The organism is Streptomyces yokosukanensis (assembly GCF_001514035.1).
GTDB lineage: Bacteria > Actinomycetota > Actinomycetes > Streptomycetales > Streptomycetaceae > Streptomyces > Streptomyces yokosukanensis.
In genome coordinates this window covers 12,736-37,769 of sequence record NZ_KQ948239.1, presented here as the reverse complement: position 1 = coordinate 37,769, position 25,034 = coordinate 12,736, and the positions used below count along the sequence as shown (strand labels likewise).

The 25,034-nt window shown below is 69.3% G+C and carries 21 protein-coding genes and 4 pseudogenes; 10 read left to right on the top strand and 15 right to left on the bottom strand.

Features of this window, described 5'->3' with window-relative positions:
- Positions 1-544: pseudogene (locus tag AQI95_RS48565) on the top strand (hypothetical protein); the annotation flags it as partial.
- A gap of 136 nt (positions 545-680) precedes the next feature.
- Entirely contained in the window at positions 681-2,462 is a 1,782-nt protein-coding gene (locus tag AQI95_RS42130) for an Ig-like domain-containing protein (RefSeq protein ID WP_159056710.1), read from the top strand.
- Between the two features lie 369 nt (positions 2,463-2,831).
- Here the strand turns inward: AQI95_RS42130 and AQI95_RS42125 are convergent, their stop codons facing one another.
- Positions 2,832-3,524, bottom strand: coding sequence for a hypothetical protein (locus tag AQI95_RS42125; protein WP_067136549.1), 693 nt, complete (start codon positions 3,522-3,524; stop codon positions 2,832-2,834).
- Positions 3,525-4,236: 712 nt separating this feature from the next.
- On the opposite strand from AQI95_RS42125, the gene AQI95_RS42120 reads away from it, so the two are divergent.
- Positions 4,237-4,800 (top strand): GNAT family N-acetyltransferase, encoded by a 564-nt coding sequence (locus AQI95_RS42120; protein WP_067136548.1) that lies wholly within the window; start codon positions 4,237-4,239, stop codon positions 4,798-4,800.
- A 176-nt stretch (positions 4,801-4,976) separates the two neighbouring features.
- Here AQI95_RS42120 and AQI95_RS42115 read toward each other — a convergent pair whose 3' ends face one another.
- Positions 4,977-5,942: an Lrp/AsnC family transcriptional regulator gene (locus AQI95_RS42115; protein WP_067136546.1), complete on the bottom strand. Its 966-nt coding sequence runs from the start codon at positions 5,940-5,942 to the stop codon at positions 4,977-4,979.
- Between the two features lie 115 nt (positions 5,943-6,057).
- Between AQI95_RS42115 and AQI95_RS42110 the strand changes: the two genes are divergently transcribed.
- On the top strand, positions 6,058-7,494 hold the full coding sequence (locus AQI95_RS42110; RefSeq protein ID WP_067136544.1) for an FAD-dependent monooxygenase: 1,437 nt from the start codon (positions 6,058-6,060) through the stop codon (positions 7,492-7,494).
- Between the two features lie 119 nt (positions 7,495-7,613).
- On the opposite strand, the pseudogene AQI95_RS50250 reads toward AQI95_RS42110, so the two are convergent.
- From AQI95_RS50250 to AQI95_RS42105, 3 genes and pseudogenes are all read right to left on the bottom strand, one after another.
- Positions 7,614-7,779: pseudogene (locus AQI95_RS50250) on the bottom strand (transposase); the annotation flags it as partial.
- Between the two features lie 4 nt (positions 7,780-7,783).
- A pseudogene (locus tag AQI95_RS50510) lies at positions 7,784-7,965 on the bottom strand (IS630 family transposase); the annotation flags it as partial.
- Positions 7,966-8,299: 334 nt separating this feature from the next.
- Positions 8,300-8,806 carry a hypothetical protein gene (locus tag AQI95_RS42105; protein ID WP_159056709.1) on the bottom strand — a complete coding sequence of 169 codons (507 nt, stop codon included), beginning with the start codon at positions 8,804-8,806 and terminating at the stop codon, positions 8,300-8,302.
- Positions 8,807-8,945: 139 nt separating this feature from the next.
- Between AQI95_RS42105 and AQI95_RS47705 the strand changes: the two genes are divergently transcribed.
- A complete protein-coding gene (locus AQI95_RS47705) occupies positions 8,946-9,284 on the top strand; it encodes a hypothetical protein (RefSeq protein ID WP_159056708.1) in 339 nt (112 codons plus the stop codon).
- Positions 9,217-11,004, top strand: a complete 1,788-nt coding sequence (locus AQI95_RS42100) for a trypsin-like serine peptidase (protein ID WP_067136540.1) — start codon at positions 9,217-9,219, stop codon at positions 11,002-11,004. The genes AQI95_RS47705 and AQI95_RS42100 overlap by 68 nt, the downstream gene beginning before the upstream one ends.
- On the opposite strand, the gene AQI95_RS45910 is transcribed toward AQI95_RS42100, so the two are convergent.
- The 3 genes from AQI95_RS45910 to AQI95_RS42090 all read right to left on the bottom strand — a co-directional run bounded on the left by AQI95_RS45910 (position 10,982) and on the right by AQI95_RS42090 (position 13,224).
- Positions 10,982-11,347 carry a transposase gene (locus AQI95_RS45910; RefSeq protein WP_244189070.1) on the bottom strand — a complete coding sequence of 122 codons (366 nt, stop codon included), beginning with the start codon at positions 11,345-11,347 and terminating at the stop codon, positions 10,982-10,984. The two genes, AQI95_RS42100 and AQI95_RS45910, sit on opposite strands and share 23 nt — an antisense overlap.
- 285 nt (positions 11,348-11,632) lie before the next feature.
- On the bottom strand, positions 11,633-12,388 hold the full coding sequence (locus AQI95_RS42095) for a dihydrofolate reductase family protein (RefSeq protein ID WP_244189069.1): 756 nt from the start codon (positions 12,386-12,388) through the stop codon (positions 11,633-11,635).
- Between the two features lie 149 nt (positions 12,389-12,537).
- Positions 12,538-13,224, bottom strand: coding sequence for a TetR/AcrR family transcriptional regulator (locus AQI95_RS42090; protein ID WP_067136536.1), 687 nt, complete (start codon positions 13,222-13,224; stop codon positions 12,538-12,540).
- A gap of 15 nt (positions 13,225-13,239) precedes the next feature.
- Between AQI95_RS42090 and AQI95_RS42085 the strand changes: the two genes are divergently transcribed.
- Both AQI95_RS42085 and AQI95_RS42080 read left to right on the top strand, forming a co-directional pair.
- Positions 13,240-13,947 (top strand): NAD(P)-dependent oxidoreductase, encoded by a 708-nt coding sequence (locus AQI95_RS42085; RefSeq protein ID WP_067136534.1) that lies wholly within the window; start codon positions 13,240-13,242, stop codon positions 13,945-13,947.
- Between the two features lie 313 nt (positions 13,948-14,260).
- Positions 14,261-15,136: a trypsin-like serine peptidase gene (locus AQI95_RS42080; protein WP_067136532.1), complete on the top strand. Its 876-nt coding sequence runs from the start codon at positions 14,261-14,263 to the stop codon at positions 15,134-15,136.
- A gap of 80 nt (positions 15,137-15,216) precedes the next feature.
- Here the strand turns inward: AQI95_RS42080 and AQI95_RS42075 are convergent, their stop codons facing one another.
- On the bottom strand, positions 15,217-16,035 hold the full coding sequence (locus AQI95_RS42075) for a hypothetical protein (protein ID WP_067136530.1): 819 nt from the start codon (positions 16,033-16,035) through the stop codon (positions 15,217-15,219).
- 150 nt (positions 16,036-16,185) lie between these two features.
- Positions 16,186-16,377, bottom strand: a pseudogene (locus AQI95_RS49590) (helix-turn-helix domain-containing protein); the annotation flags it as partial.
- A 526-nt stretch (positions 16,378-16,903) separates the two neighbouring features.
- Between AQI95_RS49590 and AQI95_RS48190 the strand changes: the two are divergent.
- On the top strand, positions 16,904-17,563 hold the full coding sequence (locus AQI95_RS48190) for a hypothetical protein (protein ID WP_167361998.1): 660 nt from the start codon (positions 16,904-16,906) through the stop codon (positions 17,561-17,563).
- 663 nt (positions 17,564-18,226) lie between these two features.
- On the opposite strand, the gene AQI95_RS42055 is transcribed toward AQI95_RS48190, so the two are convergent.
- From AQI95_RS42055 to AQI95_RS42040, 4 genes are all read right to left on the bottom strand, one after another.
- Positions 18,227-19,183 carry a hypothetical protein gene (locus AQI95_RS42055; protein ID WP_067136522.1) on the bottom strand — a complete coding sequence of 319 codons (957 nt, stop codon included), beginning with the start codon at positions 19,181-19,183 and terminating at the stop codon, positions 18,227-18,229.
- A 404-nt stretch (positions 19,184-19,587) separates the two neighbouring features.
- Complete coding sequence (locus AQI95_RS42050; RefSeq protein WP_067136520.1) at positions 19,588-20,451, bottom strand: hypothetical protein; 864 nt, start codon at positions 20,449-20,451, stop codon at positions 19,588-19,590.
- Complete coding sequence (locus tag AQI95_RS42045; RefSeq protein ID WP_067136518.1) at positions 20,448-22,280, bottom strand: GMC family oxidoreductase; 1,833 nt, start codon at positions 22,278-22,280, stop codon at positions 20,448-20,450. Before AQI95_RS42045 ends, AQI95_RS42050 begins: the two co-directional genes overlap by 4 nt.
- Entirely contained in the window at positions 22,277-22,699 is a 423-nt protein-coding gene (locus tag AQI95_RS42040) for a hypothetical protein (protein ID WP_244189068.1), read from the bottom strand. Before AQI95_RS42040 ends, AQI95_RS42045 begins: the two co-directional genes overlap by 4 nt.
- A gap of 442 nt (positions 22,700-23,141) precedes the next feature.
- On the opposite strand from AQI95_RS42040, the gene AQI95_RS42035 reads away from it, so the two are divergent.
- On the top strand, positions 23,142-23,375 hold the full coding sequence (locus AQI95_RS42035; RefSeq protein ID WP_067136516.1) for a nuclear transport factor 2 family protein: 234 nt from the start codon (positions 23,142-23,144) through the stop codon (positions 23,373-23,375).
- Between the two features lie 76 nt (positions 23,376-23,451).
- Here the strand turns inward: AQI95_RS42035 and AQI95_RS42030 are convergent, their stop codons facing one another.
- Complete coding sequence (locus tag AQI95_RS42030; RefSeq protein WP_067136514.1) at positions 23,452-24,888, bottom strand: oxygenase MpaB family protein; 1,437 nt, start codon at positions 24,886-24,888, stop codon at positions 23,452-23,454.
- Positions 24,889-25,034: the final 146 nt, after the last annotated feature.

Below are 25,034 nucleotides of genomic sequence, written 5' to 3'. Positions count from 1 at the left end.
GACCACCCCGGCCAGCGTCGGCAGCCTCAAGCCGATCGCGAGCTTCCCCACCTTCAACAACTCCGGGCACGACAACGGCCTGAAGGCCGCAGCCGACGGTGAGACCAACCCCGACTCCTGGACGGCGGTCGGCTGGAACGGCGGCGGTGGCGGCGCCACGAACGAAACCTACGCGTACGCGATCTGCAGTGGTAGCGGCATCAACGTCAGCGGCGTGACGGTGAAGGTCCACTACACCGAGGTGACCACCTCCTCCTCGGCGGGCGCGGACACCGTCGTGACGGTCGGCTGCGGCACCGACGGCAACCTGGTCAGCGGCGGCGCCGGCGCCAGCGGCGGCAACGTGACGACCACCGACTACACCGGCCCCGGCTCGGGCGGCGACCACCTGAACGGCAGCTTCCCCAGCGACTCCGGCGGCAACCCGGTCAGCGACGGAACCACCACCGCCTCGTACTGGTCCACGGACGCCCACGCGGGCGGCGCCGGCTCCACCAACACCTACGCGGACGTCTGGGCGCTCTGCGCCAACGACGGCGTCTGACCTACCGGTTGATCCCGATCCGCAGGCGGGCCCGACCCGCCTGCGGACCACCCGTTCCCCTACCTCGGCTGCCCACAGGACCGGAGAAGCAGTGGCAACACCCATGAACGACAGCAGCCCGACCTCCCGACGGACCATGTTCAGATCCAAGATGATGTCGCTGGCCGGTACCACCGGCCTCGTCACCGCCGCCATCGTGCCCCTCACCGCGGCCGCCGGCACGGCGAGTGCGACCGAACCCTGTGGCACCGGCGGCGTCTTCACCACGGCGCCGCAGCCCACGTGCACCTACGACTCCGTGGGCACGGACACCTTCACCGTCCCGGACGGCGTGACCGCGGTCGACATCGACCTGTTCGGCGGCGAGGGCGGCAGCGCCGCCGGCTACATCGTCCCCCACCCGGCGATACCGGGTGCGCCCGGCGGACTCGGCGGCGAGAGCCGCGCGACCCTGCCGGTGACCCCCGGCCAGACCCTCCAGCTCACCGTGGGTGCGGCCGGCATCCCCGGCTCGTCCCGGCACGGCGAGTTCGCCCGGCCCGGCGGCCCCGGCCACGGGACCGGCGGTGGTGGCGCGCACGGCGGCGGCGGCTCGGGCGGCGGCGGCTCGGATGCCCGGGTCGGCGAGTTCGGCGGCACCGACCGAGTCCTGGTGGCCGGAGGCGGCGGCGGTGCCGGCAACGGCGGGCCAGAGCTGCAGGGCGGCGCCGGCGGCGGTGAGGCCGGTCTGGACGGCGGTCAGAGCAACGGCCCGCTGGGCTCGGGTCTCGCGGGCGGCGGCGGCAGCCGCACCACGGCCGGCCACGGCAACCCCAACACGCTGAACGGTGGCCCCGGAACCCCCGGCATCGACCTCGACCCTGTCACCAGCCAGCCCAACCCGGGCAGCGGCGGAACCGGCGGCAACGGCGGTGCGGGCGGCCCCGGAGGCGGCGGTGGTGGCGGCGGCTGGCACGGCGGCGGCGGAGGCTCCGGCGGCGGCAACCCGGGCTACTTCCCGGGCGCGGGCGGTGGCGGTGGCAGCAGCTACGCGGATCCGTCGGCGACCCACGTCGCGCTCCTCCAGGGCGTCAACCACGGCGACGGCAAGGCCGTCGTCTCGTTCAAGTACGGGACTTCGGTCACGCTCGGCACGGACACCGCGACCCCGCTGTTCGGCCATGCCGTCAACCTCACCGCCACCGTGACCTCGGCCGCCCCGGGCGCGGGAGTCCCGACCGGGTCGGTCACCTTCTCGGACGGGACGACCACGCTGGCGACCGTGCCGCTCGACAGCGGAACGGCGACCTTCACGACCAGCAAGTTCCAGGCCGGAGCGCACAGGATCACCGCCACCTATGGCGGCGACCCCGCCTTCACGGCCGGCGCCACTGCCTCGCCCACCGACCTCACCGTCGGCTTCAGCCAGCCGTGCATCACGGACCACCACGGCCCCCTTACCGTGGCCGCCGACCAGTCGCTGTGCATCGCCCCCGGCGCTACGCAGAGCGGCCCGGTGCAGGTGCGGCCCGGCGGAGCGCTGGCAGTGTCGGATGCGGAGATCAACGGCCCGGTGGTCTCGGACGGCGCCCTCGCCGTCACCATCTGCCACTCGACCCTCGACGCACAGGCAACCCTCGTGGGTACCAGCGGCTTCGTGCTGCTGGGCGACGGTGAGGGGACGGACTGCGCGGGCAACGCCTTCAAGGCCCCGCTGACCCTGGACGGCAACACCGGCGGCCTTGAGGTTTCGTCCAATACGATGTCGGCGCCGGTGAGGATCAACGACAACAGTGGTAGCGGCCTGCTGCCCGAGGACCTCGTCCCGGAGTTCGAGGGCAACCAGGTCCGGGCGCCGCTGCGCTGCGAGGGCAATTCACCCACCCTGCAGCAGTCGGGCAACACCGTGAACGGGCCGCACACCGGCCAGTGCAAGTGAGCTGAGCCCAGGGCCTTGTCCGGCCGATCTCGCCGGACAGGGCCTCGCGCTGGATTCCTCTCGGCAAGGCCGCATGACGGCTGGGCGCATCTCCACAGTCGGCCTCGGCCGTACGGGCAAGCGATGGGGAGGGCTTGTGGGCGTTCCGGCGAAGGTGATTTCAGGAGCGCGGATCGCCTACTGATGGGGCAGGGTCGACCCGGCGCATGGGTCACTCCCGGTGGTGGATCCTGTCCGGCGGCCTTCCGTACTGTGTGGCGCCTGGGTGGAGCTGACTGACTGCCATACCACTCCCGCCAAAGCTCTTACCCGCACCAGGAGTTGACTTCACCGAGTCTGTTTTGGGTCTGACGGGGTCATGACGGTCGATCAGTCACTGACCGTGCGGAGAAAGTGGTCGGCGTCCTCGGGTTCGCCCAGCCGTCCTAGCTCCAGCCAGGAGCCATCGGTAAAGCGGAGCCGGAAAGTGGCGAATCCGCGCGGCTGGCCCGCATCGCCTTCGACACGGACCTGATCGAGGGGGAACTCAACGACGCTCCGGAAGTCGTCCGCCTTGGTGGGCGACAGCCGACGGCGAGGGGACGTGGCGATGCAGAGGCGGTCACGGGACAGCATGACCAGGCGTTTGGGGTTGGGTGAGTGCCCGTACCAGCGCAGCAGCAACTGACCCGCGGTCAGGTTCCAGTGGCCGTCGAAGACGCCGTTGGCCGGGTCCTGTCGGAGATCGCGGGCACGGTCGCGGCCGGACGCGGAGGGGCGGGCGTCGGGCGGAGTCTGCGGCTGCCCGGACTGCGGTCCGCGGCTCCGCCGCACCCGGGACAACCGGTCGAGTCGCGCGCCCAACTTGTCGATCAGCATCATCGGGATGACGACGAAGAAGAACACTACGGCCCCGACGTACAGCAGCCAGTGGTGACCCGGCTTCAGCCGTCCCGTACCTGCCGCGCGGTGCACATCTTTGGGCGGTGCGGGGATGGGCTTGTGGATCTCGCACCAGACCAGGGCCACGGGCTCCTCGCCCAGTATCTTCCGGGCCCGCCGATGTACCGCGCGCTTCGCCATGTCGAAGATCCTAGAACGAGCCTCCGCCCTGCCGGTCGGGCGGGGAACCGAGCGGAGCAAGTCCCAAGTCTCCCTGCCTGGACCCGACGGTGGTGTCTCCTGACAGGCGCGGTACTCATTTGCCTTCTCGCAAGCCTCGAACACCGGGTGGCTCGAACGACCACTCCGAGCCGGGTGCGGAGCAGGGCCGTCAGGCCGTCAGTGTGGCATCCACGCTGGTCATTGTTGAGAGCTACTCGTTACGCCTGGTCTGGCCGGACACCCGACACCGGACGGACCAGATCACCTGAAGGGACGCGGGCCTGCGCAGCAGCCACTGCCTGAACGTCCGCCGTGGGGGCCGCACCACCACCTTGCCTTAGGTCTGCTGACCGACCAGCTCGACTCGCAGCGCGGGCGACGAGCCGGGGCCGGAGTGCGAAGGCCAACGCCATATCGCGATACGGATCCCCGTCGGGCCCCATCGCGGAGAGGCATGGCTAGTGGCGATCCGCGGCATGCGGCATCCATCGTGCCGAGGCCCGGTCCTCAGCGGCCAAAGATGTGGGCGCGATGGACGTCGTAGGCGGCCAAGTAGGCCAGCGCGCCCGGGAAGGAGCCGACACCTGGCCGCACCTGTCTCTATATCCTGCGACGTCATGGCAACGCCCCGCCCCCGAGTTGCCGAGGAAAGCCGTTGGTCTGCTCGACTTGCTTCAGACATGATCGACTCGTGGACACTTACCTCGAGACCGAGCGCCTGGCCCTGCGCCGCTTCACTGCCGACGACGCGGACCTGCTGATCGAGCTGGACAGCGACCCGGCGGTGATGCGCTACCTGTCCGGAGGCAATCCGACTCCGCCGGAGCTCGTCCGCGAGCGCTATCTGCCGAACATCCTCGCCGGCTACGAGAAGTGGGGCGGCGACCTCGGACTGTTCGCCGCGCACGAGAAGGACGGCGGGGCGTTCATCGGCTGGTTCATCCTGCGTCCCGAGCCGGAGGGCCCGCTGGACGAAGTCGAACTCGGCTACCGGCTGCGGCAGTCGGCCTGGGGCAAGGGTTATGCCACCGAGGGCTCGCGGGCCCTGCTGGGCAAGGCGTTCACAGAGCTCGGTGTGCGCATGGTCTGGGCTGAGACGATGTCCGTGAACCATGGTTCGCGCAACATCATGGAGAAGCTCGAAATGACGCTTGCGGAAACCGTCCCTACTCCCGCCGACATGGAGATGATCGAGGGCTCCGAGCATGGAGGCGTACGGTACGAGATCACCAAGGAGCAGTGGGAGCGGCAGTAGCCACGGTGTGAACGGCCGTTCTGCATCCACAGGTCCGTCGGACGGAGCACGCCGGGCTGACCGCCGGAGCCGGTGACAGCAACCGTGCTTCGCGCGCTGCCGGTGACAGGTGCCGCGCCGACCCGGTGACAAGCCGTGTGCTTCGCGGGATCGGAGCAGCAGGGGCTGGTCGGTTGCTATGTCTGAATCGCTGCCATTTTGACGGTCTTGATCACTGGTGCCGTTTCGAGGTGCGTGATCGCCGGGAGCGCGGCGACCCGGGTGGTCAGGTACCGGTACAGCTCCCGTTGGTTCGCGCACACCACGCTCGCGTACAGGTTGGTCGGGCCGGTCGTGGCGGCGGCGAACGCGATCTCCGGATGTTCGGCCAGCGCCTGACCCACCTCCTCCAGGTGTGCGGGGGCGACCGAGAGCCAGAGCAGGGTTCGGGCGTGCACGCCGAATATGCGCCAGTCGACGTCGATGTCGAGATAGAGCAGGCCGTGTTCGCGCAGCTCCGTCATCCGGCGCCGGACCGTCGTCGGCGACCAGCCGGTCTCCGTGGCCAACTGCTCGAACCCGGCCCGGCCGTCGGTGGCGAGCAGGGCGAGGAGCTTGCGGTCACTGTCGTCGAGCCGCACCGGTCCCCGTCGGTGCGGCATCGGGGGCCGGCGCAGCCGCTCGATCGCCTCCTCGTCCAACGGCCCGAGTTTGCCGGCCAGGTTGTCCGGGCCGCCGTAGAAGGCGTACAGCACGGAGTGCGCGGTCACGCCCTCCACGCGCGGGGTGTGGGGGAGTTTGGCCAGCAGCAGTGCTTCGCTGTCCGCCTCGCTCTCGGTTCGGACCACGCAGGTGATCTCGGTGCCGCCGGAACTGAGGCTCACCCAGGACGTGTCGGGGCGTCTGGCCAGGGCCTCGGCGACCGGGAGCGACGCGGTGGGAGCACATCGCACCCGCAGGAGCCACAGGACGGCTCCCAGCGCGGTTGGATCGACCCCGCCGAGCACCCGTAGCGCCCCGGTCGAACGCAACCTGGCGTAGCGGCGGGCGATGGTGCGATCCGACACGCCGAGAACCTCGGCGATGGTGCTGAAGGGGGCACGGCCGTCGATCTGCAGGGCGTGCACGAGTCGTCGATCCAGCTCGTCGTAGTCGGAATCCACCGTGCTGAAGGTAGACGGCGTCAGATATCGGCGCAATCGGGCCGGTTGCTGGCTCGGGCGGCTCGGCCGACGGAGCGTTGCTGTTGTCATGATCGACACAGCCTGAGGAGAGTCCATGGACACCGATGTGATCGTCGTCGGCGCCGGTCCGACCGGAATGACGCTGGCCAACGAGTTGCTGACGGCGGGGGTGTCGACCGTGCTGGTCGACAAGCTGTCGCAGCGCAGCGATCTGTCCAAGGCAGGCGGCATGCAGTCCCGCACACTGGGGGCGCTCGACCAACGAGGTCTGCTGGAGCCCTTGTTGGCCACCGGAGATCATCCCGTCACCACCGGCCACTTCGCCGGTATCCCACTCCCGCTCCACTCCAACCCGCACCATCTGCCATGGCGGGCCGTGCCGCAGGTGGTGATCGAGGGATTCTTCGAGCAGCATCTCGCCGCGCACGGCCTCCACGCCCGGCGGGACCACGAACTGGTCGACCTCGCCCAGGACGATGACGGGGTCACCGCGACCTTCGCCAACGGCGCCATCCTCCGCTCCCGTTACCTCGTCGCCGCCGACGGAGCCCACAGCACCGTACGGTCCCGACTGCGAGCCGGATTCCCCGGTCGGCCGGGCACGTTGACGATCATCGCCGCCGACGTGCGGTTAGGCGGCGTCGATCCGTCCACGTCGCACACCTGGAACGAGGACGGGCACTGGGCGGCACTGTTCCCGCTCGGCACCGATCCGCAGGGCAGGCAACTGCGCCGACTGGTCCTCGGCGGGCCGGGCCAGTCATTGCCGAGGGAGATCCCGGTCACCGAGGACGAGATCCGCCATGGCCTGAGCACCGTGTTCGGAACGCGGGTGCACCTCCTCGAACTGCGCTACGCCCGCCGTATCACCAACGCGTCACGACAGGTCGAGCAGTACCGGTACGGGCGGGTGTTCCTTGCGGGCGATGCCGCCCATGTCCACCTTCCGCTCGGTGCGCAGGGCATGAACACCGGGATGCAGGACGCGCTGAACCTCGGTTGGAAGCTCGGCGCCGCCGTGCACGGCTGGGCACCGAAGAACCTGCTCGACACCTATCACGCGGAACGGCATCCGGCCGGGGCCGCCGTATTGCGCAACGTCCGGGCACAGAGCCTGCTGATGGACTGGACCGGCACCCGCGATCCGGACGTGCTGGCCGCCCGGGAGATCTTCATGAGCATGGCCCAACTCCCTGACGGGCAGCGCTATCTCGCCGACCTTATGTCCGGGATGGCCATCCGCTACCCGATGCCTGGCACCGAAACCCATCCCCTCGTCGGCCGGCCCGCACCGGACCTGGACCTCGGCTCGGCCCGGGTGCACGAACTGCTGCGGTCCGCGCGCGGCATCCTGCTGGATCCGGCCGACACGTTCGGCAAGATCGCCGACCGCTGGTCGGACCGGGTGGACCGGGCGGGCCAGGGCGCCGACACCGAGCCGATGCTCATCCGGCCGGACGGCTATGTGTGCTGGGCCGGCGCGGATGACCTGGAACCGGCACTCGACCGCTGGTTCGGCGAGCCCCGCTGAGCCGGCGTTCAGGAAGCCGGCTGTCATGGCGAGGCTGGTGGCCAGCAGTGGGCGCCTATGGGGGCGACTATCGTGCTTCGACTTGGGTCGGGGGAGTTGACGGTCAGTCGGGACACGGGCATCAGATGCTCCGGGGTCGTGAAGGCGACGTTGGAAAGCCAGCCGCGCCGCAGCAGCGAACCAGACACCTTCGACGGGGTTGGGGCCGGGTCAGTGAGGCGGCAGGTAGTAGGCGATCAGCCAGTCCCGGCGCACGGCGAAGCTGCGCAGGTCGGCGGCCTGGTGTGCAGCAGGTCAGGGCGGTGATCGGGATGCGTCTGCGCGAGAGGCCACGGTCCCGCACCACCGGGGCCCGCCCGCGCGGCGATCAGGCCTTCGCGTGCGGCGGAGTCATGGCGAATCCGGCTTCGTCCTCGAAGGCGAGCCATGCACCACGGCCACCGCGAGCCTTCCGCGCACGGCCGGTCCTCCTCAGCCCCGGTCCGCCTTCGGCCCAGATCCGGCGTCACCGTTGCACGGTCCGGGTGCCGACCCGCAGCTCTTGGGCGATCACCGTGTTCGTCTCGCCGCGCGGCCGCCTCCAGGCGTGACCCTTCCCGGAACTCCCGACGTCGCGGAACTGTCCTGGCGCTGTTGCGCGAAGAGATCAGCGAATCCGCAGTCCGGAACGGCGGCCACGCCTGGAACGGGTTGCAAGGCGTTCATGAACTCCTCGGCCTGGTCACCATCAGCTTTCAGTACCGCCTGGCAGCTTCGGCGCAGCGGGACTCCTGGCGGACTCGTCATGTCAGGTCCCGACAGCTTCTTACGGCGTTACGGGGCGCTTGCGCCGTCGCCGTACGGCGAGTACTCCCACCACCCCCGCCCCCGCCGCGGCGAGCGCGCCGCCGGTCAGCCACACCAGGGCACTTGAACCACTGCTCGACGCCTTCGCCGGGTCGATCCAGAACACCGCCTTCTTGACCGCCCGCCCCCCGTGCGTGACGACTCGCGCCTGAGCCTGTCCGGGACGCGCGTCCGGGCGCAGGCGCGCCTTGCCGGCGTATTGGCGGCCGTTGAAGGTCAGCGTCGCAGGTGCCTCGAACGCCGGCGACTTGACCTGCACGGTCTTCTCGTTGTCGTCGCGCCACTCGTCGAGCCACAGGGCCTCGACCTCGTGCCCGGGGGAACCGGTGTCGACGTTGAGGGTGGCCGAAGGGGCGTACTGGGGCGGCGAGGTGGGCCCGGCCGAGGCCGGAGACGCAAGCGCTCCGAACGTCAGAGCGGCGGCTGCTGCGCAGCTCACCAATGCCGTGCAGGCGGCACGAGACATGACAAACACCCCTAATCGATGATCTAGTATCACCTGCACTTTACCTGCCCCTTAAGTTCTCTTGGGTCAGGGATGAACCATCGATAGCACACAAGGCACTGATGAGACGCTTCACTCTGAGCGCTGCCACGCTCGGGCTGTGCACCGCACTTCTGACCGCTCCCGCGTTCGCCGCGACGGCGACACCCACGCCGACGGCGACCGCGCCGAGCACCCCCGTGGTGACCAACTCTCCTATACCAGAACCGACTTCACCGTCGACGACGACGCCGCTCCCGACCCCGACGAAGGCGCCCGGCGCCGCGACGCGGACACCTGGCGCTCCGACGCAGACGCCGAGCGCCGGGACACAGACACCCGGCGCGACGCCGGTCCTGCCGAGCCCGACCCCGAGCCCGACGTCCTCGCGGATGTCGGACGAGGAGTACTACCGCTCGCTCGGTATCGACCCGACACCCCGTCCCCCGGCTCCCCTTGACGCCGAACAGCTCCAGGAGGCCAAGGAACTCGACGCGTACTGGACGCCCGAGCGACTGCGCAACGCGCGGCCCCTGGACGACCCGGAAGGCGCCCCGCTGGGCGACACCCACGGCATGGGATCGGCGCTGCGTGCGGCCAGCCACGAGGTCGCGGGCGGCTTCGACAACGTCGGTGTGTTCGTCGTCACGCGCGCCGGTGGCAAGGAGGACCGGTTCTGCACCGCGTCCGTCGTCGACTCACCGTCCATGAACCTCGTCATATCCGCAGCGCACTGCCTGTCGGACACCGACCGGTTCGAGAACTTCGGCTTCGTCCCGAAGTACAACGATTCAGCCAACCCCAAGCCCTACGGCATCTTCCGCGCCGAGAAGAACCGCGTCTACCTCGACGGCCGCTACATCAAGCTCGGCTCGTCCAAAGCCGACGACCTCGACTTCGCGTTCGTGCGCGTGCAGCGCAACGAGAAGAACCAGGTCCTCACGACTGCGGTCGGCGGCGGCAACCGGCTCAAGTTCGTCGGCCCCGGCGACTTCGACCAGAAGAACGCCCACCTCATCGGCTACCCCGGTGGCTCCAAGAAGCCCCGGGACTGCACGGCCACCACGAAGAAATTCAACGACCGCTTCGTGCAGATCGACTGCGACGGCTACACGCCCGGTACGTCCGGCTCCCCGTTCCTGGCCAACTGGGACGGCAAGCGCGGTGACGTCTTCGGCGTCATCGGCGGCTACAAGACCGGTGGCCCGACCGCCGACACGTCGTACTCCTCACAGTTCGACGGCGACATCAACCGCCTGTACGTCCAGGCGGTGAACGACTACGAGCCGGACAAGGCTTCCAGCCTGGGCGGTGGCGACACCTGGAAGCACGCCAAGGCGATTACCTCCGGTACGTTCTACGACCCGGCCGACTACGCGGCCCCCGCCCGCGCGACCGCCCTGCGCGGCACCGAAGTCCGCCGCACCGGCAGCCAGGACATGATCGTTCTGTGGGACGACGGCGAGCTGTCCCTCTACGAGGGCGACGGCGCCTTCGGCTTCGAGAAGGACCGCAAGCTCACCGGCCCCAACGGCACCTGGAAGAACGCGAAGGCCATCACGGCGGGCGACTTCACCGGTGGCGCCCAGTACGACCTGATGGTCCTGTGGGTGGACGGGGAGGTCTCTCTCTACAAGGATGTCGACTACGACTCCGGGTCGATCAACAACGTCCAGGAGATCACCCTCCAGCAGCCCAACGCCTTGTGGAAGCACGCCACCGCCTTGGCGACGGGTGCCTTCGGCGGCAACAAGTGGCCCGACGACGTGGTCGTCACCTGGGACGACGGCGAGGCCACGCTGTATTGGGACACGGACGCGGCCGGCTTCCACACGGAGAAGAAGCTCGCCGACCCCGGTTCGGTCTGGAAGTACGCCCGCGCCATCACCGCCGGCGACTTCGGCGGCGCCGACAACAACGACCTGATGGTCCGCTGGACCGACGGCGAACTGACCGTCTACAAGGACCTCGGCATCAGCGGCCTCGGCGCCGAGAACAAGGTCCTCGCTGCCAACGCCCTATGGCGCGACCACGCCAAGGTCATCTCGGCGGGCAACTTCGGAGGCAACTCCTGGCCCGACGACCTCATGGTCCGCTGGTCGGACGGTGAGCTCACGATGTACGGCGACTCGTCGGCCTCGCAGCTCGGCAAGGAGCTCATGCTCGTCCCGCCCGCGTAACAGCGACGCGAGCTGAACCCGTGCACCGCCCTGCGGGGTTCGGCGCCCAGCCGGGTGCCGAGCCCCGCAAGGCATTCTGGAGGAGGTGCCAGCGATCTGCCACGTCCAGCGCGTCGGGGACCGCCTGCCTGATGGTCTTGGTGAAAATCATGAACCGGTCACGGCAGACGATCTCGGCGCCAGGGTGCTCACGGAGCCAGCCGGCGACCGTGGCGGTTTCCCCATCAGGCAATGGGTCCACCGGCCTGGAGGTCTCGATGTCGGCGAGGACCGTTCCACAGGTCCGTCCCTTACGGGACGCGAACTCGTCGATGCCAAGAATCCGCGGCGCACGCCCCGGCACGGACGGGGCGATCGGCTGCCCCAACAGCGCGCGGTCCGCCGACCGTGGAGCCGCAGCTTCACACACAGGCGCCGACGGTCATGACCTGCCGCACCATGAGGTTCAGCTCCGGCAAGAGGATTCCTTGAGCGTCTCCAGTCCCATGGTGGGGGATTCCCCGGTGCAACAGTTCTGCAGTCCGGGCGCGGAAGACCGTCTCCTGGCCACCGCTGGCGGCGGTTCCGCGATCCACAGCAGCCGTAGGCTCGGCATCTCCCACGTGTGCGACCTGCGTCCTGGCCGAGATCAGCGTTGGCTGGCAGGCTTGCCTGGAAGCTCAGCGCGACTGCCCCGGCAGGAGTAGACGATCTCCACTGAACCACCGGGGAGGGCACGCTCGCGTCGGAAGGTCAGCCCGGTGTCGGGACTGAGCATGGGTGTCAGTTGCATCCCACCGCCGAACAGCATCGGCAGTAGGACCAGTTCGAGGGTGTCCAGTGCTCCAAGGGCGTGGAACGTCCCGATCGTCTGCGGGCCCCCGATGAGGTGGACGTCGCCACCCCGGTTGGCCGAGCGGAGCTTCTCCAGCAGCCGTACCGGGTCACTGTCGGTGATGACGTGGTCAGGGGTGCCGTCCGGACGGTGTGAGCCGAGTACGAACACGTCGAGGTCCGGCCATGGCCAGCGGTTGTTGGCCAGCGCGGGCTCGAAGGTGGTGCGGCCCATCAGCGCCGCCTCGCAGCCTTCGAGGAACTCCCGGATACCGTGGCTTTCACCGGAGGTGAACGCGGGGTCGGCAGTCAGGGCGGGCCACCCGTTCGGTGTGGTCACGTAGCCATCGGCACTCATGCTCATACGGGCGCGGATCTGCATGTTTTCTCCTCGGGGCGTCCGGCGGCCGGCTATGCAGTCGGCAACCCGAACCACTGGTCGACGAATGGACAGCACTTCCTGATCACAGAGCCGCGGCCCGTCCGGATTCTGCGTCGCGGGTCGCGCCTCTACCCAAGCGTCGAACGGGGGACCCACCGATCGACACGTTGCCGAGAAATCCTTTCCCATGACGAGATCGTGGACGCACTGCCTCGGCACCCGGCCGCATCTCCCGCTCGCGGATCGCGCCCCCGCCTGGCCGGGACCCGGTTGTGACCGCACTTACTTTGGGCATGCCCAATTCCGCAGTTCAAAGCGCCTGTCGGCGCTTGGGGCGCTCAGTGCCGACGCGGGATGCCCAGCGTCTCGACGAGCTGGGCGATTTCCTCTCGGAAGAGCTTCTCCGGGCTGGTGGTCTGGGTGCGCATGTGGCCGTAGACCTCCAGTGACACCAGTCCATGCAGGTGCCCCCAGATGCGCAGGGCGAGGGCGACGGCTGCGGGCGGCAAGTCGGGGAAGGCGGAACGCACCTTCTCGAGGAGCCCAGGGCCGAAGTCGGGCCAGTCGAAGGCGCTGCCCTGGTAGACGTGTCGGGCGTGGGGCCAGGCGGCTGCGGCGAGGGCGGTGAGCCCGGTGCAGACCCGGCGTGCGGCATCCGGGGCGGGGCCTCCCTCGGGGGCCTGGTGGCCGGGCACGGGGTCGCCGTAGACGAGGCGGAACCCCTGGGGGTTGATCAGGGCCCAGGTCCGGAAGGCGTTGGCCCATGCCTCGATCCGGACGGCGGGATCGGCGGAGGGCGTGGCTTCCCAGGCCGTGTCCACAGCGTCGGCCAAGGCGGTGTACACGTTGTTGATCAGCGTGGTGACCAGGTCGTCCCTTGTCGGGAAGTACCCGTAGATGGCGTTGGCGGTCATGCCCATCTCACGGGCGATGGCCCGCAGGGTGATGGCGTCCGGCCCGACCGAGGCCATCAATGCCAGTGCCACCTTCTTGCGTCGCCATCCAGTGGCGTCCCACTTCTGCATGCACGGGGGAGAACCATGCACATCGGAGTCATCGGAGCCATGGGCACCATCGGCAGCCGGGTCGTCACCGAAGCCCTCGACCGAGGCCACAACGTCAAGGCGCTCAGTCGGGACGCCGTTCAGGCGCAGCGCGAGGAGCGTCGGGACGACATCACCTGGACGAGCGTCGACATCCTGGACCCGAAGAGCATCGCCGGCGTCCTGCCCGGCCTCGACGTCCTGATCAGCGGCTTCCAGCCGGGCAACGCCGCCAGGGACTTCGCGGACACCGTCCGGCGCTCGATCGCTGACCCGACCGTCTACGCGACGGCGGCGCGAGCCCTGCTGAAGGCTCTGGAGAGCCGCCCACAGACCCGGCTCATCGTGATCGGCGGCGCCGGTAGCCTCGAAATCGAATCTGGAGTGGTGCGAGCAGACTCCGACGAGCTGTTGCACCCCGCCCTCGACCAGCTTGGGCTGCCCCGCGGATACGCCGCAGCGGTCCGCGGTCACCGCGACGCCCTGGCCGTCCTGCGGACATCGAACCGGCTGTGGACCTACTTCAGCCCCGCGGAGGAGATCGGCCCCGGCGAGCGCACCGGCCGCTTCCGGATCGGCGGCGACCAGCCGGTCCTGGACGCTGACGGCCGCAGCCGCATCTCGGTGGAGGACGCGGCCATCGCCTTGATCGATGAGGCGGAGCTGCCGCGCTTCGTGCAGCGCCGCTTCACCATCGGCTACTGAAAGCCACAGCCCACGTCCCCGTGGGGGACCTCATGAACTCCTCCACGGGCCAGGGCAACGTCCATCCGAGCCAACCCGACTGGTCGGCCTTCCAGTGTCGTCAGCCCGGACATGGCCCCAGAGAGGTGCTGCCAGTCCAGCTCCGCGGGCAGATCTGCACTTGGCCGTAGCCATCACGCAACCGCGGCCAGAACCGGCTGCGGCCGCCGTAGGCCCGGTGCCCACATGCTTCCGGCCCCTCGACGCTGGATTGTGACGGGAGCCTCCCGGTGATGCGCCTCCCGGATTCCCGGCCCGCGTCGATAATGACCTTGTGCGCTCACTAGCCTGGAAGTCCATCCTGCCCCTGACGCTGATCATGATCGGGGCAACTGCAGTGGTGGGCGACGCCGCGGAGAAAACCCATACGGCCGGCAGCAGCTGGCGCAGCGGTTTCGGCAAGTCCGGCACGCCGGGCCAGGCATCGCAGGATCAGGGCCAGGACCAGGACTTCTCCTCGAGGACCCTGGCCAAGGACGGCAACGCGTACACCCCCCGCAGGACGCAGGAGAACGCCCGGATCGGCGCGGTCTTCGAGAAGGACGACCAGGGCGCCCACTTCTGCACGGCGAGCGTGGTGCAGAGTCCGGGCCGGAACATGCTGATCACCGCGGCCCACTGCGCCTTCGACGCCGACTCCGGACAGCCGGTGAACGACCTGGTCTTCGCCCCCGACTACCGCAACGGCGACGAACCCACCGGCCTGTGGAAGGTCAGCAAGGTGGTCGTCGACGACCGCTGGGCCAAGTCGCAGGACGAGGACCTCGACGTCGCCTTCCTCGTCCTCGACCAGAAGGACGGCAAAGACATCCAGGACGTCCTGGGCGGCAACACCCTCGGCACAGACCGCGGCTTCGACAACAAGGTGAAGATCACCGGCTATCCCACCAGCCGTGACACCCCGATCTCGTGCCAGAACCGCACCACGAAGTTCAGCGACACCCAGCTGCGCATCCAGTGCACCGACCTCGAGGACGGGACCAGCGGCAGCCCCTGGCTCACCGACTACGACCCCAAGAGCCACAGCGGCACGGTCATCGGCGTCCTGGGCGGTCACGAGGGCGGCGGCGACCAGGACGACGTCTCCTACGCCGCGTACTTCGACGACGACATCGCCAAGCTCTACCGGCGCGCCCAGGACGAGGACTGAGCCCAGTTCATCCGCATTCATCCGCACCCCGCTCACGGCGAAGGACCGTACTCCGAGAGCGGGTTGCCCGGCATACCGGATCAGCTACGTCCGAGGCGCAGGGTGATGTTCTGCCACGGTGGGGTCGCGGTGCCCTGCGATGCGCAGTGTCGGTCTGTGGAGGTGATGGTGCGGTAGGCCGTCGCGAGCGGGTAGTGGGGGGATTGTGGTTCGGCCAGAGGACGCCAGGGCGCCTCGAACTGGGGGGCGGAGTTGCTGGGGGTGCTTACGGCGGTGAAGAGGAGGTCGCCCGCGGTGCACAGGGGCAGGTCGCCGCTGCCGAAGGATTCGGTGTCGCTGCGGTCGTGGGGGAGGGATTCGCTGCCGCCCCAAGGTCCGGCGGCGGTGATCCCGCGGAATGCGTCGACCGTGGTGTGGGCGTGGGTGGCCCTGGGCCAGCGGACGGTGATCTGGTCGAGGGTGTCCAGCGGCTTGGCGTCGAGAAGTGCGAACAGCAGCAGACGGCGGCCGCCGTCCATGAGCTGTCCGGCCGGCCGGTAGATGTTGCCGGCCGTGTCGGTCACGGTGACCGCACCTGAGCCCGCATCGGTGAGTGTGACGGTGACGATCAGTGCGTCGCCCCGGGCGACCGGGTGCAAGACCTGCAGATCGGCTCCGATGGTCGACACACTCCAGGGGGGCAGGTCGTCGCCGGCGACCCGGGTGGCATGGACGGTTCTGGTCACGTCGTGCGCGGCGTGGTTGCCGTGACGGGCCGGTCGAGCGGTCGGCGGGTCTCGATCGGACGAGGGGGCGGTGACCGTCAGCAGGGCGGTGAGCAGGACGGCGTAGAGCGCCGCACGTTTTGTCCCGCGTGCGTGTCCGGCCTGATGGCCGCCTGCTTCTGCCTTCGGGGACATGGCCGGCTCGGTGGGCGGGACAACCGCGGGACGCGGACCGTCTTCGCCGGCAGGCGCCATGGCGTCGGGACAGGTCGATATCCCGGTGTCAACGTGCCCGGGCCGGGCCGGCGGTAGCGCATGGCGGGCAAGACGGAGAAGTTCCTCGCCCTCGTCCTCCGGCAGGCGAAGTGCCGTGGCGAGCAGCCGCACTGTTTCCCGCCGGGGCCGGGCAACCCTGCCGTGCTCGAGGTCACGGATGGCCCGCACGCTCAGCCCCGAGCGTTCGGCGAGCTCCTCCTGCGTCAGCCCCGCCCCACTGCGCCGGGCGCGTAACAGCGCTCCGAATCCGCTCTCGCTCATCACGCCCCCGCCGGATGATCCAGATCTGCGCAGGTGAGTACACCACAGGGCGTCTGCCGGAGAAACTGCCGGTCCTTCTTCCGGCCGTTCTGCCTGGTCACTGCCGCTGAGGCCTGCGGACGATCAGCACCGGAAACCCTCGGCCAGCCGTGACCCGGCACCTCACGCCGGGCCGCCCCAGGCGTCACATCCTCATGACGAGAGGTGTGAACCACTGAGGCGGGCGCCCCTGCATCCCAGATGAACTGGAAGGCATCCATGAGTTCCAAGAAGGCACGGACAGTCGCCGCAGCCGTTGCGGCCTCCCTGGCCGACAGCCTCCTCACGGCGTCCGGTGCCCATGCCACCACCTCGTCGTCTCCCCGCCGTACAGCGCATTCGCGTGCCGGTCGTGGACCACGCACGATGTCGTGAAGGTGACCGAAAAAGTCGCGATCGGCTCCTGCTAGTACGTCGAAAGCAACGCTCGGGAACGGTCAGGGCGGCTGGTTTCGGGGCTCGCATTCGAATCTAAGGGGTTTGCGCCATGCGCGTTCGTATTCGCACCTTTCTCCCTGTCATGGCGGCGATAGTCGCCGGAAGCGCGCTGCTCACCGCGTGCAACGACGACTCGGGCAGTTCGTCCGACGGCACCGCGTCGCCGTCGCCGACAGTGTCGGCCCCCGCTCCGAGTGGCACCAGCGTCGCGGGTACGCCCAGCGCGTTGGCGTCGACTGCCGGCGCAGACAGCGGGTCGTCCGGCAGCCCGGTGACAGTGAACAAGTCGTTCACCGACGACGTGATGGGCGAAAAGGCGACCGTTCTCAAGTACGTGAGCGGATACCAGCCTTCGGCTGCCTCGAAGACCAAGTACTCAGCGCTGGCGGATGAGCAGGTCGTCCTCGTCGAAGTGAAGGTGACGGCGAGCAGCAAGTACTACGACAGCTTCGGCGCCAACTCGTTCTATCTCACGGGCATGCCCAACGGGATCGACCAGGCGAGCACCACGATCCTCGACGACGAGGTCAAGGCTGCCGGATACCCGCCGCTGCCCGATGCCGAAACGGGCAAGACCACGACCGGCTGGGTCGTGTTCACCCCGGGCAAGGGCACGAAGAAGCTTGTGCTTCGGTACAAGCGCCTCGCCGCGAAGACGTCCAGCGGCACTTCGATCTCCGCGAAGAACTTTGACATTCCTCTGAACTGACGCACAGATCCCCCGACGGCCCGCCGATTTCATCGGCGGGCCGTTCGGCGTCGCCTTCATTCCGCGCCTTCGCAGGTAGAGACCGGTCGCGGCAGGAGTCGTACGCTTTGTCGCCCCGCACCCGCTCCGGTCTCCCGCGGGACCGGCCGGGACCGTTCCGGGGAATCCGGATCGCTTCGAGGAACGGCTCGAACCGCGGGGAATCGCCTCACTGTCCGGCCGTGATCAGCACTGGCAGAGGCTTTTACCCCTGCTGGACGGCGAGGCCCTTGACGTCGGCCTCGGCCTGGAGGTGGCTGACGATCCGCACCCAGAGTCGTACATGGTCGGGCACTACACCCTCCGTTGCCTGGGGCCCGTCTGCCGAGAAGTAGGCGAGCGGTCGGCGCAGGCCACCTCCGCGAACGTCGATGAGAGTTCGCCCCCGCTCGACCACATGCCCCACCAACCGCATCCGGCAGGGCTCCAGTGCTCTGCCGGATGCGGTACCCGTCTCCGGCCCGCTGTCGCGCCCCCGCACGACGTACGCATCAGGCCGGACACACCATCGCCCCGCGTGAGAGCGGCTCAAAAGCTGGGCGCCGCCGGAGAGCGTGCACGGTGGACGCGAACCAGGCCACGATCTCTCCATTGACAGGCTTCGCCCTCTGTACCGCCCAGCCCCTACGTGTGCAGGGGTGTCGAGCCGGTACCAGCAGGGGCGCGTGGGCGTGAGCCGACAAGTGATCTCAACATGCCCGCCCCCGCAACCACGGCGGCGACGTGCAGCACCGCAGCGACGGCGAGGTTCTCCGGCAGGGTGACGTCGCTGGGGTGGGCCAGTGCGACGAATAGCGTGAGGGGCAGTTTCCAGCCGCTCCACGCGAAGAGCGAGCCCGAGCCGAGCCAGCCGAGCGCCAGCAGCAGGTGATGAGGCACTCGGGCAGGACGCTGTCGGGCAAGCATCCAGACGGCGGCGGATCCGGCGAGTGCCCACAGCGCACCCACGCCCGTCACAAGGCACCCATTGGTGTCCCGCTCCGCCGGGTGCGCGACTCCGAGGGTGCCGCCAACTGCCCAGTACAGCCAGGCAAGACCGACGACGGCTGCGACAGCAGCGGCCCATGGCACGACGGTGGGGGTACCGCATCCGGCTCTCGCGGTGAAGGCGTCCGGCCAGCGTCGGCGCAGGTAGGCGGGGAGCGCGAGGGCCAGCCCCAGCCCCATCCCGATGAAGCTGAACTGGATCAGAGCGGCTTCCCAGCCAGGCATGGCGGAGTCCTCGCCCCCACTGGTCGCTGTGCCGCCGCGCGCAGCATCCAGCACCGTACTGAGCACGGCGTACGGCAGGATCGACACGAGGAACCCGGATCCCGTCCAAGCACAGAAGGCCACCAGCCGCCCCGGTATGCGCATGCCCCAGGGCCGCACCAGGGCGAGCGCCAGGGCGATCCCGATCGCAGCCATGCCGATGGTCACGCTATTGAGGAGGACCCAACCGGCCAGGTTGAAACCCTCGCCGATCGGCGCCAGTCCCAGCAACGAGCCGACGACCCACGACACCTTGATCAGCAAATAGGGCGACACTGCCAGCGCCGCCCCGTATCCCGCGCACCGTCCGACCCGGTCCCAGCGTTCCACCTGGATGTCCCTTCGTCAGCAGGAACTCCAGCCTCGGACATCCCCCTGTCCGTGTACGTCCACCCCAGGGAGCGTTCGCCTCCGTCGGACAGGGGAATTCGATCTCGTCATCCAGGCGGACCGGGCGAGCGAGCCGCCCTGACGCATACTCACTCGCACACCGCGCGCTCCGTGGAATGGGGGGCGCGCACGCCAACCTTGGTGCGTAGCCGGACAGTGGCGAAGGCCGACTCCATCGGCTTCGTGGTGCGCAGGTGAATCCAAGTGCTCGGAGGGAACGTTCCAGAACGCCGGCAACTTCTCGCCCCACCGGGCCGCCCTTGGCCACGGTCAGGATGCCTGCCGGTAGTCCTCGTCCCGCAGGCAGGTGCGGTCCGGGCCGATCACCAACATGCGGACAGCCCCTAGCCGACCTCGGCAGGCCCGGTGCGCAGGTAGTACGGGCGCTGGTGTGCGGCGACCGGCGCGGACTGGTACGTCCAGGCTCCGGACGGCGAAGCCTCCCCGATCAGCCGGACGAGGTCCTGACCGGCCTCGGTGGTCTCGTCGTGGACGGTGACCCGGACGCGTTCGGTGTCGGAGGTGTCCAGCGGGTGCCAGTGGCCGGGCTGGTGGATGACCATCGGGCCGGCCAGGGCGCGCCCTTCGTCGGTGGTGCCGTACCCGGTGATGGGCGTGTTGTTGACCGGCGTGGCGGGCAGACCGGCGAGGTCGGCGGTGAGCGAGAAGACGTCGGTGTCCCGGCGCTCCAGTGTGTCGCCGGCGGCGGTTTCGGCGTGCTTGCACAGGACGTTCCAGCGGCCGGCGGTGTCGCCGTTCGGCGAGGGCATGTGGACCTCGAACCAGCCGGGGTGCTTGGGTTCGGCGTACAGGCGGCGGCCGGCGTCGATGGCGAGCGGGTTGTCGCACAGGACGTGGATGCGGGCGATGCCCAGCAGCCGCGTCTGGTCCCAGCCCTGGGCGTACTGGGCGTACGTCACGTCGGGGACCCGGTCGCCGGCATCGGCGGGGTGCGCGATGATGTTGATCTCGATCTCCTGGGTGATGCCGCCACCGAAGGCGTACTGGGCGAAGTACAGCTGGTAGTTGAGCGAGACCAGGGCACGCCCGGCGAAGTCGGCGGCGGCGAGCGCCGGGTGGTGCTTCGCGAGCGTCACGCGGACGGGTTCGGGGTCGACCAGATAGTCCACCCCGATCATGTGCAGGGCTCCGTAGTGGAAGGGCAGTTGGAACGGCTCCGCCACCGGGGGCAGGGGCGCAGGGCTCATCGGACGGCTCCTGGGGTACGAGTCAGGTCTGCGGGTCGGTCGCGTTCGGCGAGGTCTGCTTCGATGCGTTCCGCGCTGCGCAGGGCGAGCGCGGCCATGGTGAGCGTTGGATTGGACGTGGCGACGGAGGGCATGCTGCCGCAGCCGACCGCGTACAGGCCCGGGTGGTCCCAGCACCGCTGCCAGGAGTCGACCACGGAGGTGCCCGCCGAGCTGCCCATGATGTGCGTGCCCGCCCCATGACCGGCTCCTCGATAGCCGTAGCTCTCACCGCGATGCTCGAAGCGGCCGGGCCAGGCGGCCTCGGGCGCGTAGGCCGTGTGGTCCTCGGCTCCCAGCAGGGAGAAGATCTCGTCCGAGACCCCCTTCGCCGCCGCGATGCCCTCTTTGACATGGTCGGACAGGCCGTACGTCACGATGGGCCGGGGCAGCCCCAGCGGGTCACGGATCGAGGGGTCGATGGTGATCCGGTTGGCGGGGTCCGGAGCCTGCTCCATCTCGAACTGCAACGCGAACTGCCGCGCGACACGGTTGCCCACGGCCCGCCGCAGCGCCGGCCCGAACAACCCCTGCCGCAGGAGTTCGCTGACGTCGCCGTCGACCTGCCCCTTGGCCCAGACCCAGCCCCAGTTGCCGATCTCGATCCGGAACGGAGCCCGCCGGGCGCGGCCCGGACCGCCGCGAAATCCCTCGAAGCCGGAGGTGGAGCCCGGACCGCGGTACGGCCCGACCGGCTCCGGCATCAGGCCCCAGGTCAGCAGTACCGGATGGTCCATCAGATTGCGTCCCACCTGGTCGCTGCGATTGGCGAGTTCCGACATCAGCAGCAGCTTGGCGTTCTCGATCGCGTGGGCGGACAGCACGACGACATCGGCCGTGGTGGTGTGCCGTGACCCGTCGTACGACCGGTACTCCACCCCCTTCGCGCGGCCTGCGGCGTCGATCAGGACCCGGCTGACGACCGCGCGGTCCACGAGCGTGACGGAGGGCCCCCATTGCCCCTGGGTCTTCAGCGGCGTGTATTTCGCCTGCGCCGGGCAGTGCGGGATGCAGGTGGCGTTGCCCACGCAACGGCTGTGCGGATCCGGCCTGCCGTGGGCGCCGACCGGGGTGTAGCCCGCGCCGTCGTCGTAGGCCGGATCGGGTGTGCTGTTCCGTGCGTGTGGGGTTCCGACCACCCGTAGTTCCACCATCTGCCCCGCCACGGGATCGGTCACCCGGCGCCCGTCCAGTCGGGCGGCCATGACCTGGTCGAGGTGGCTGGGTGGCAGGGCGCGCATGGGGAAGACGTACCCGTCGCGGATCGGCAGCCCGACGTGGGTGCGCTGTTCCTCGGCGTCGGCGCAGACGCCGAGTTCGCGCTCGGCGGCCCGGTAGCACGGCTCGAGGTCGGCATAGGTCAGTGGCCATCGGCGGCCGTATCCGAACTGTTCGGTGTCGAAATCCTCCGGCAGCATCCGTGGGGTGAGGCCGGTCCATACGACCCCGGATCCGCCGTTGACCCGGACATAGCCGCTCGCGTAGGGAAGCTCTCCGCGTTGCACGAAGTAGCCGTCGGCACGGTAGCCGCCGTCCTCCGTGCCGCTGAGATGCGTGACCTCCGGCCAGGGTGCGGTGTCGGACGGACGGTACGGCGCGCTGGGCACCTTGGGCGATGCGGTGAAGTAGGCGTCCAGGACCTCGCGGTGCCCCCGTTCGGCATCGGAGTGTCGTACGCCGGCCTCCAGCACCAGCACCCGGCGCCCGCTCCGGCTCAGTCTCCCGGCGACCAGGGAACCGGCGATCCCGGCCCCGACCACGATCACGTCGTAGCGCCCGTCACCCGTCACCGGGTCTGCTCCGGCGCGGTCGGCGGCTCGGCCCAGCTGCCGAACCCGCCCGGCGCCGTTCCCGGCGCCGGTCCTCCCGCGGCTCGCCAGACCAGGCCGCCCGCGTACGCCCGGCGTGACACCACGTAGGACGGCGGCCCCGGCCAACTGCCCGTGTACCACAGGGCGGTGATGGCTCTCGCGGCCGTGAGGGCCTCGGAGCCCAGCAGCCGCTGCGGGGAACCGCCTCTCGACCGCACACGCGTCAACTGCTCGTATTCCACCGGACGAAGATGCTTGCGCACGACCGGCATGTACTCCTCGGCCAGCCCCGTGGCACGTAACTCCTCGGTCGGAAAGCCGGTCAGCCACGCCGACACGGCCAGGAACTCGCACAGGTCCGGGCACTCGTCACCGCCCAGGCCCTCAGCCACCCCCACGTACCGCCCCTCCCTTGTCGCATCGGCAAGCAAAGCGACCGCCCCACCTGAACACAGGAAGCTCGCTCCCGATCATTACCTGCCTGTCGCCGACGGCATGCCCGGCTGCTCAGAGATGTCCGATTCCTTTCCGCCGCACCCTCAGACGGCGGAAGGGCCGTCATCCTCCGTGACGATGTGGCCGACGGGGGAAGGTCGCCTTCGGTGACAGCCGCCGGCCGGCGTTGCTGTCAGGTGGAATGGGTGCAAGACCCACGAGCGTCGTGAAATGCCGTGGGGCAGGTCTTCGATCCGGATCGTTGAGGCGCGCAGGTGGAGGCCGGCGAGGTCTCCATCGTGCTGCACGACGAAACGTCCCGAACCGAGCCGGCAGGGCACTCTCTGACCCCGCACCAGAACGCCTCAACGAAGATGCCGGCTGGCATGACCCGAAGGAGCGCCCATGAACAGCACCGTCGCCGACCTGATGCGCCGCAACCTTCTCGACGTCTTCAACGAACCGGACTCCGAGCGCCGCAGTGCGGCGATTGCCCGAACGTACGCCGAGGACGTCGTGTGGCACGAACCCGACCACGTGGTCCGCGGCCGGGAGGCTCTCGCCGAGCGCGCCGCGTCGAGCTCTACAGCTTCGTCACCGAGGCCCGTCAACCGTCCTGGAGAATGTGTCGGGCCGTGATCAGAGGGTGCCGCTCTCGCTGTCCTTGTGCTGCGCGGCGCGGTCGTCCAGGGATGCGCTCGATCGCTCAGCGGGGTCAGGGGCGTCCGAGGAGTTGGGCGCCTGAGACGGTGTCCGTGCGGGCGGCGAAGTAGTCGGTGAAGGCGGCGGTGAACTCTGCTTCGGTGATCTGTCCGTCGCCGTCGGTGTCCAACTGCCTGAAGCCGTCGTTGAGTTCGGCGGGATGGACACGGGAGCCACCGAAGAGGGCTCGGTATTCGTCGGCGCCCAGGTGACCGCTGCTGTCGGTGTCCGCGGCATGGAACAGTGCGCGTACGGCGACTTGTAGGCCGCAATCCAGATAGGCGGGATCGCGGTCGATGCCGGTGAGCATGGCCGTGACGAACTCGGTAGCGGAGACTCGTCCGTCGCCGTCGGTGTCCATGGTGGCCCGGATGTGCTGCCACCAGGTGTCGAAGGCGGCGTACAAGGCAGCCTCCTGTTTCTCGTCGAGTTCCAGCTGCCAGCAGGCGTTGTGGGCCATGGCCTGCAGATCCGCGGCGTTGACGAATCCGTCGCCGGTCTGGTCGAGAACCCGACGGAAGAATGCCTCCAGTCGTGCGGGGCGCGGATCAGCGCGACGCGGGCGGCGGGGGCGCGGCACATGCAGCGCGGCCGGAGCCGCGACGGGCTCGGCGGGTGCAGAGGCGGGCCGGGAGGAGAGGACGACGTTCGGCGGGGTTCGGTAGCGCAGCCGGCCGGGCAGACAGGTCATCGCGAGGCGCGTGCCGTGGTGCAAGATCCACGAGAGCACGACGGCACCGCGGGTGCGGCGCAGGCCGAATCGTTGCCGGAAGGCGTCAGGCAGGTCCGCGAGGGTGAGCGCTGTCAGGACCTTTGCGATCAGAGCACGCAGCAGGGGCCAGGCCGGCCGAAGCCGTCCCAGACGTCGTGGAGCGGGGGACTGGCGCAGCATCGTGTAGAGCAAGTCGTGCACGGCATCGCTGTACTCCAAGCGCTCCAGGATGGTGCGCTCCACGTAGGCCGGCACGTCAGCGGCCGTTGGAGGGAACAACTCGTCCGGGAGAGCGAACTCCGCGCACACCGCGCGGAACTCGGCGTACATTTCATCCAGTTCTGCGGCGGTCATGGGTTCGCCGCTCAGTTCCCGCATGGCCGTCATCGACTCGTACAGCGTCACCAGCACCCACACCCGCACCGCCGGGTCCAGCGCCGTGTACGGCCGGCCCTGGCCGTCGCTGCCCTGGATGCGGCGGTGGGTGCGTTCCAGCCGCGCGATCTCCCGGCGCAGCCCGTCGCGATCGGAGAAGAACAGGCGTACGCCGCTGTCCATGGTGTGCTCCAGGCGCCGCCACGGATGTGCCCGGTACGTCGAGAACTGTGCGACACCGGCGGCCACGGCCGGATCGGCGTTCTGCAGCACGAGCAGCCGCCACGCCACCAACGCCATCCGCTGCTCTCCGAGAGTGCGGCGCAGCAGGGAATCGGGGCCGAGTTGGACAGTATCGGTCAAGGGTGCTCCTGTAGCGGGTGTCGCGCATGAGGTCTGATCGGACGATCAGCTGTACAAGTAGCGCGCCCTCGCCCACCGCGGGAGCGGTTCAGTCGGGAAACCACCTGTTGGTGCGGTCATCTGATCGCGGGCCGGACCTTCCCGGG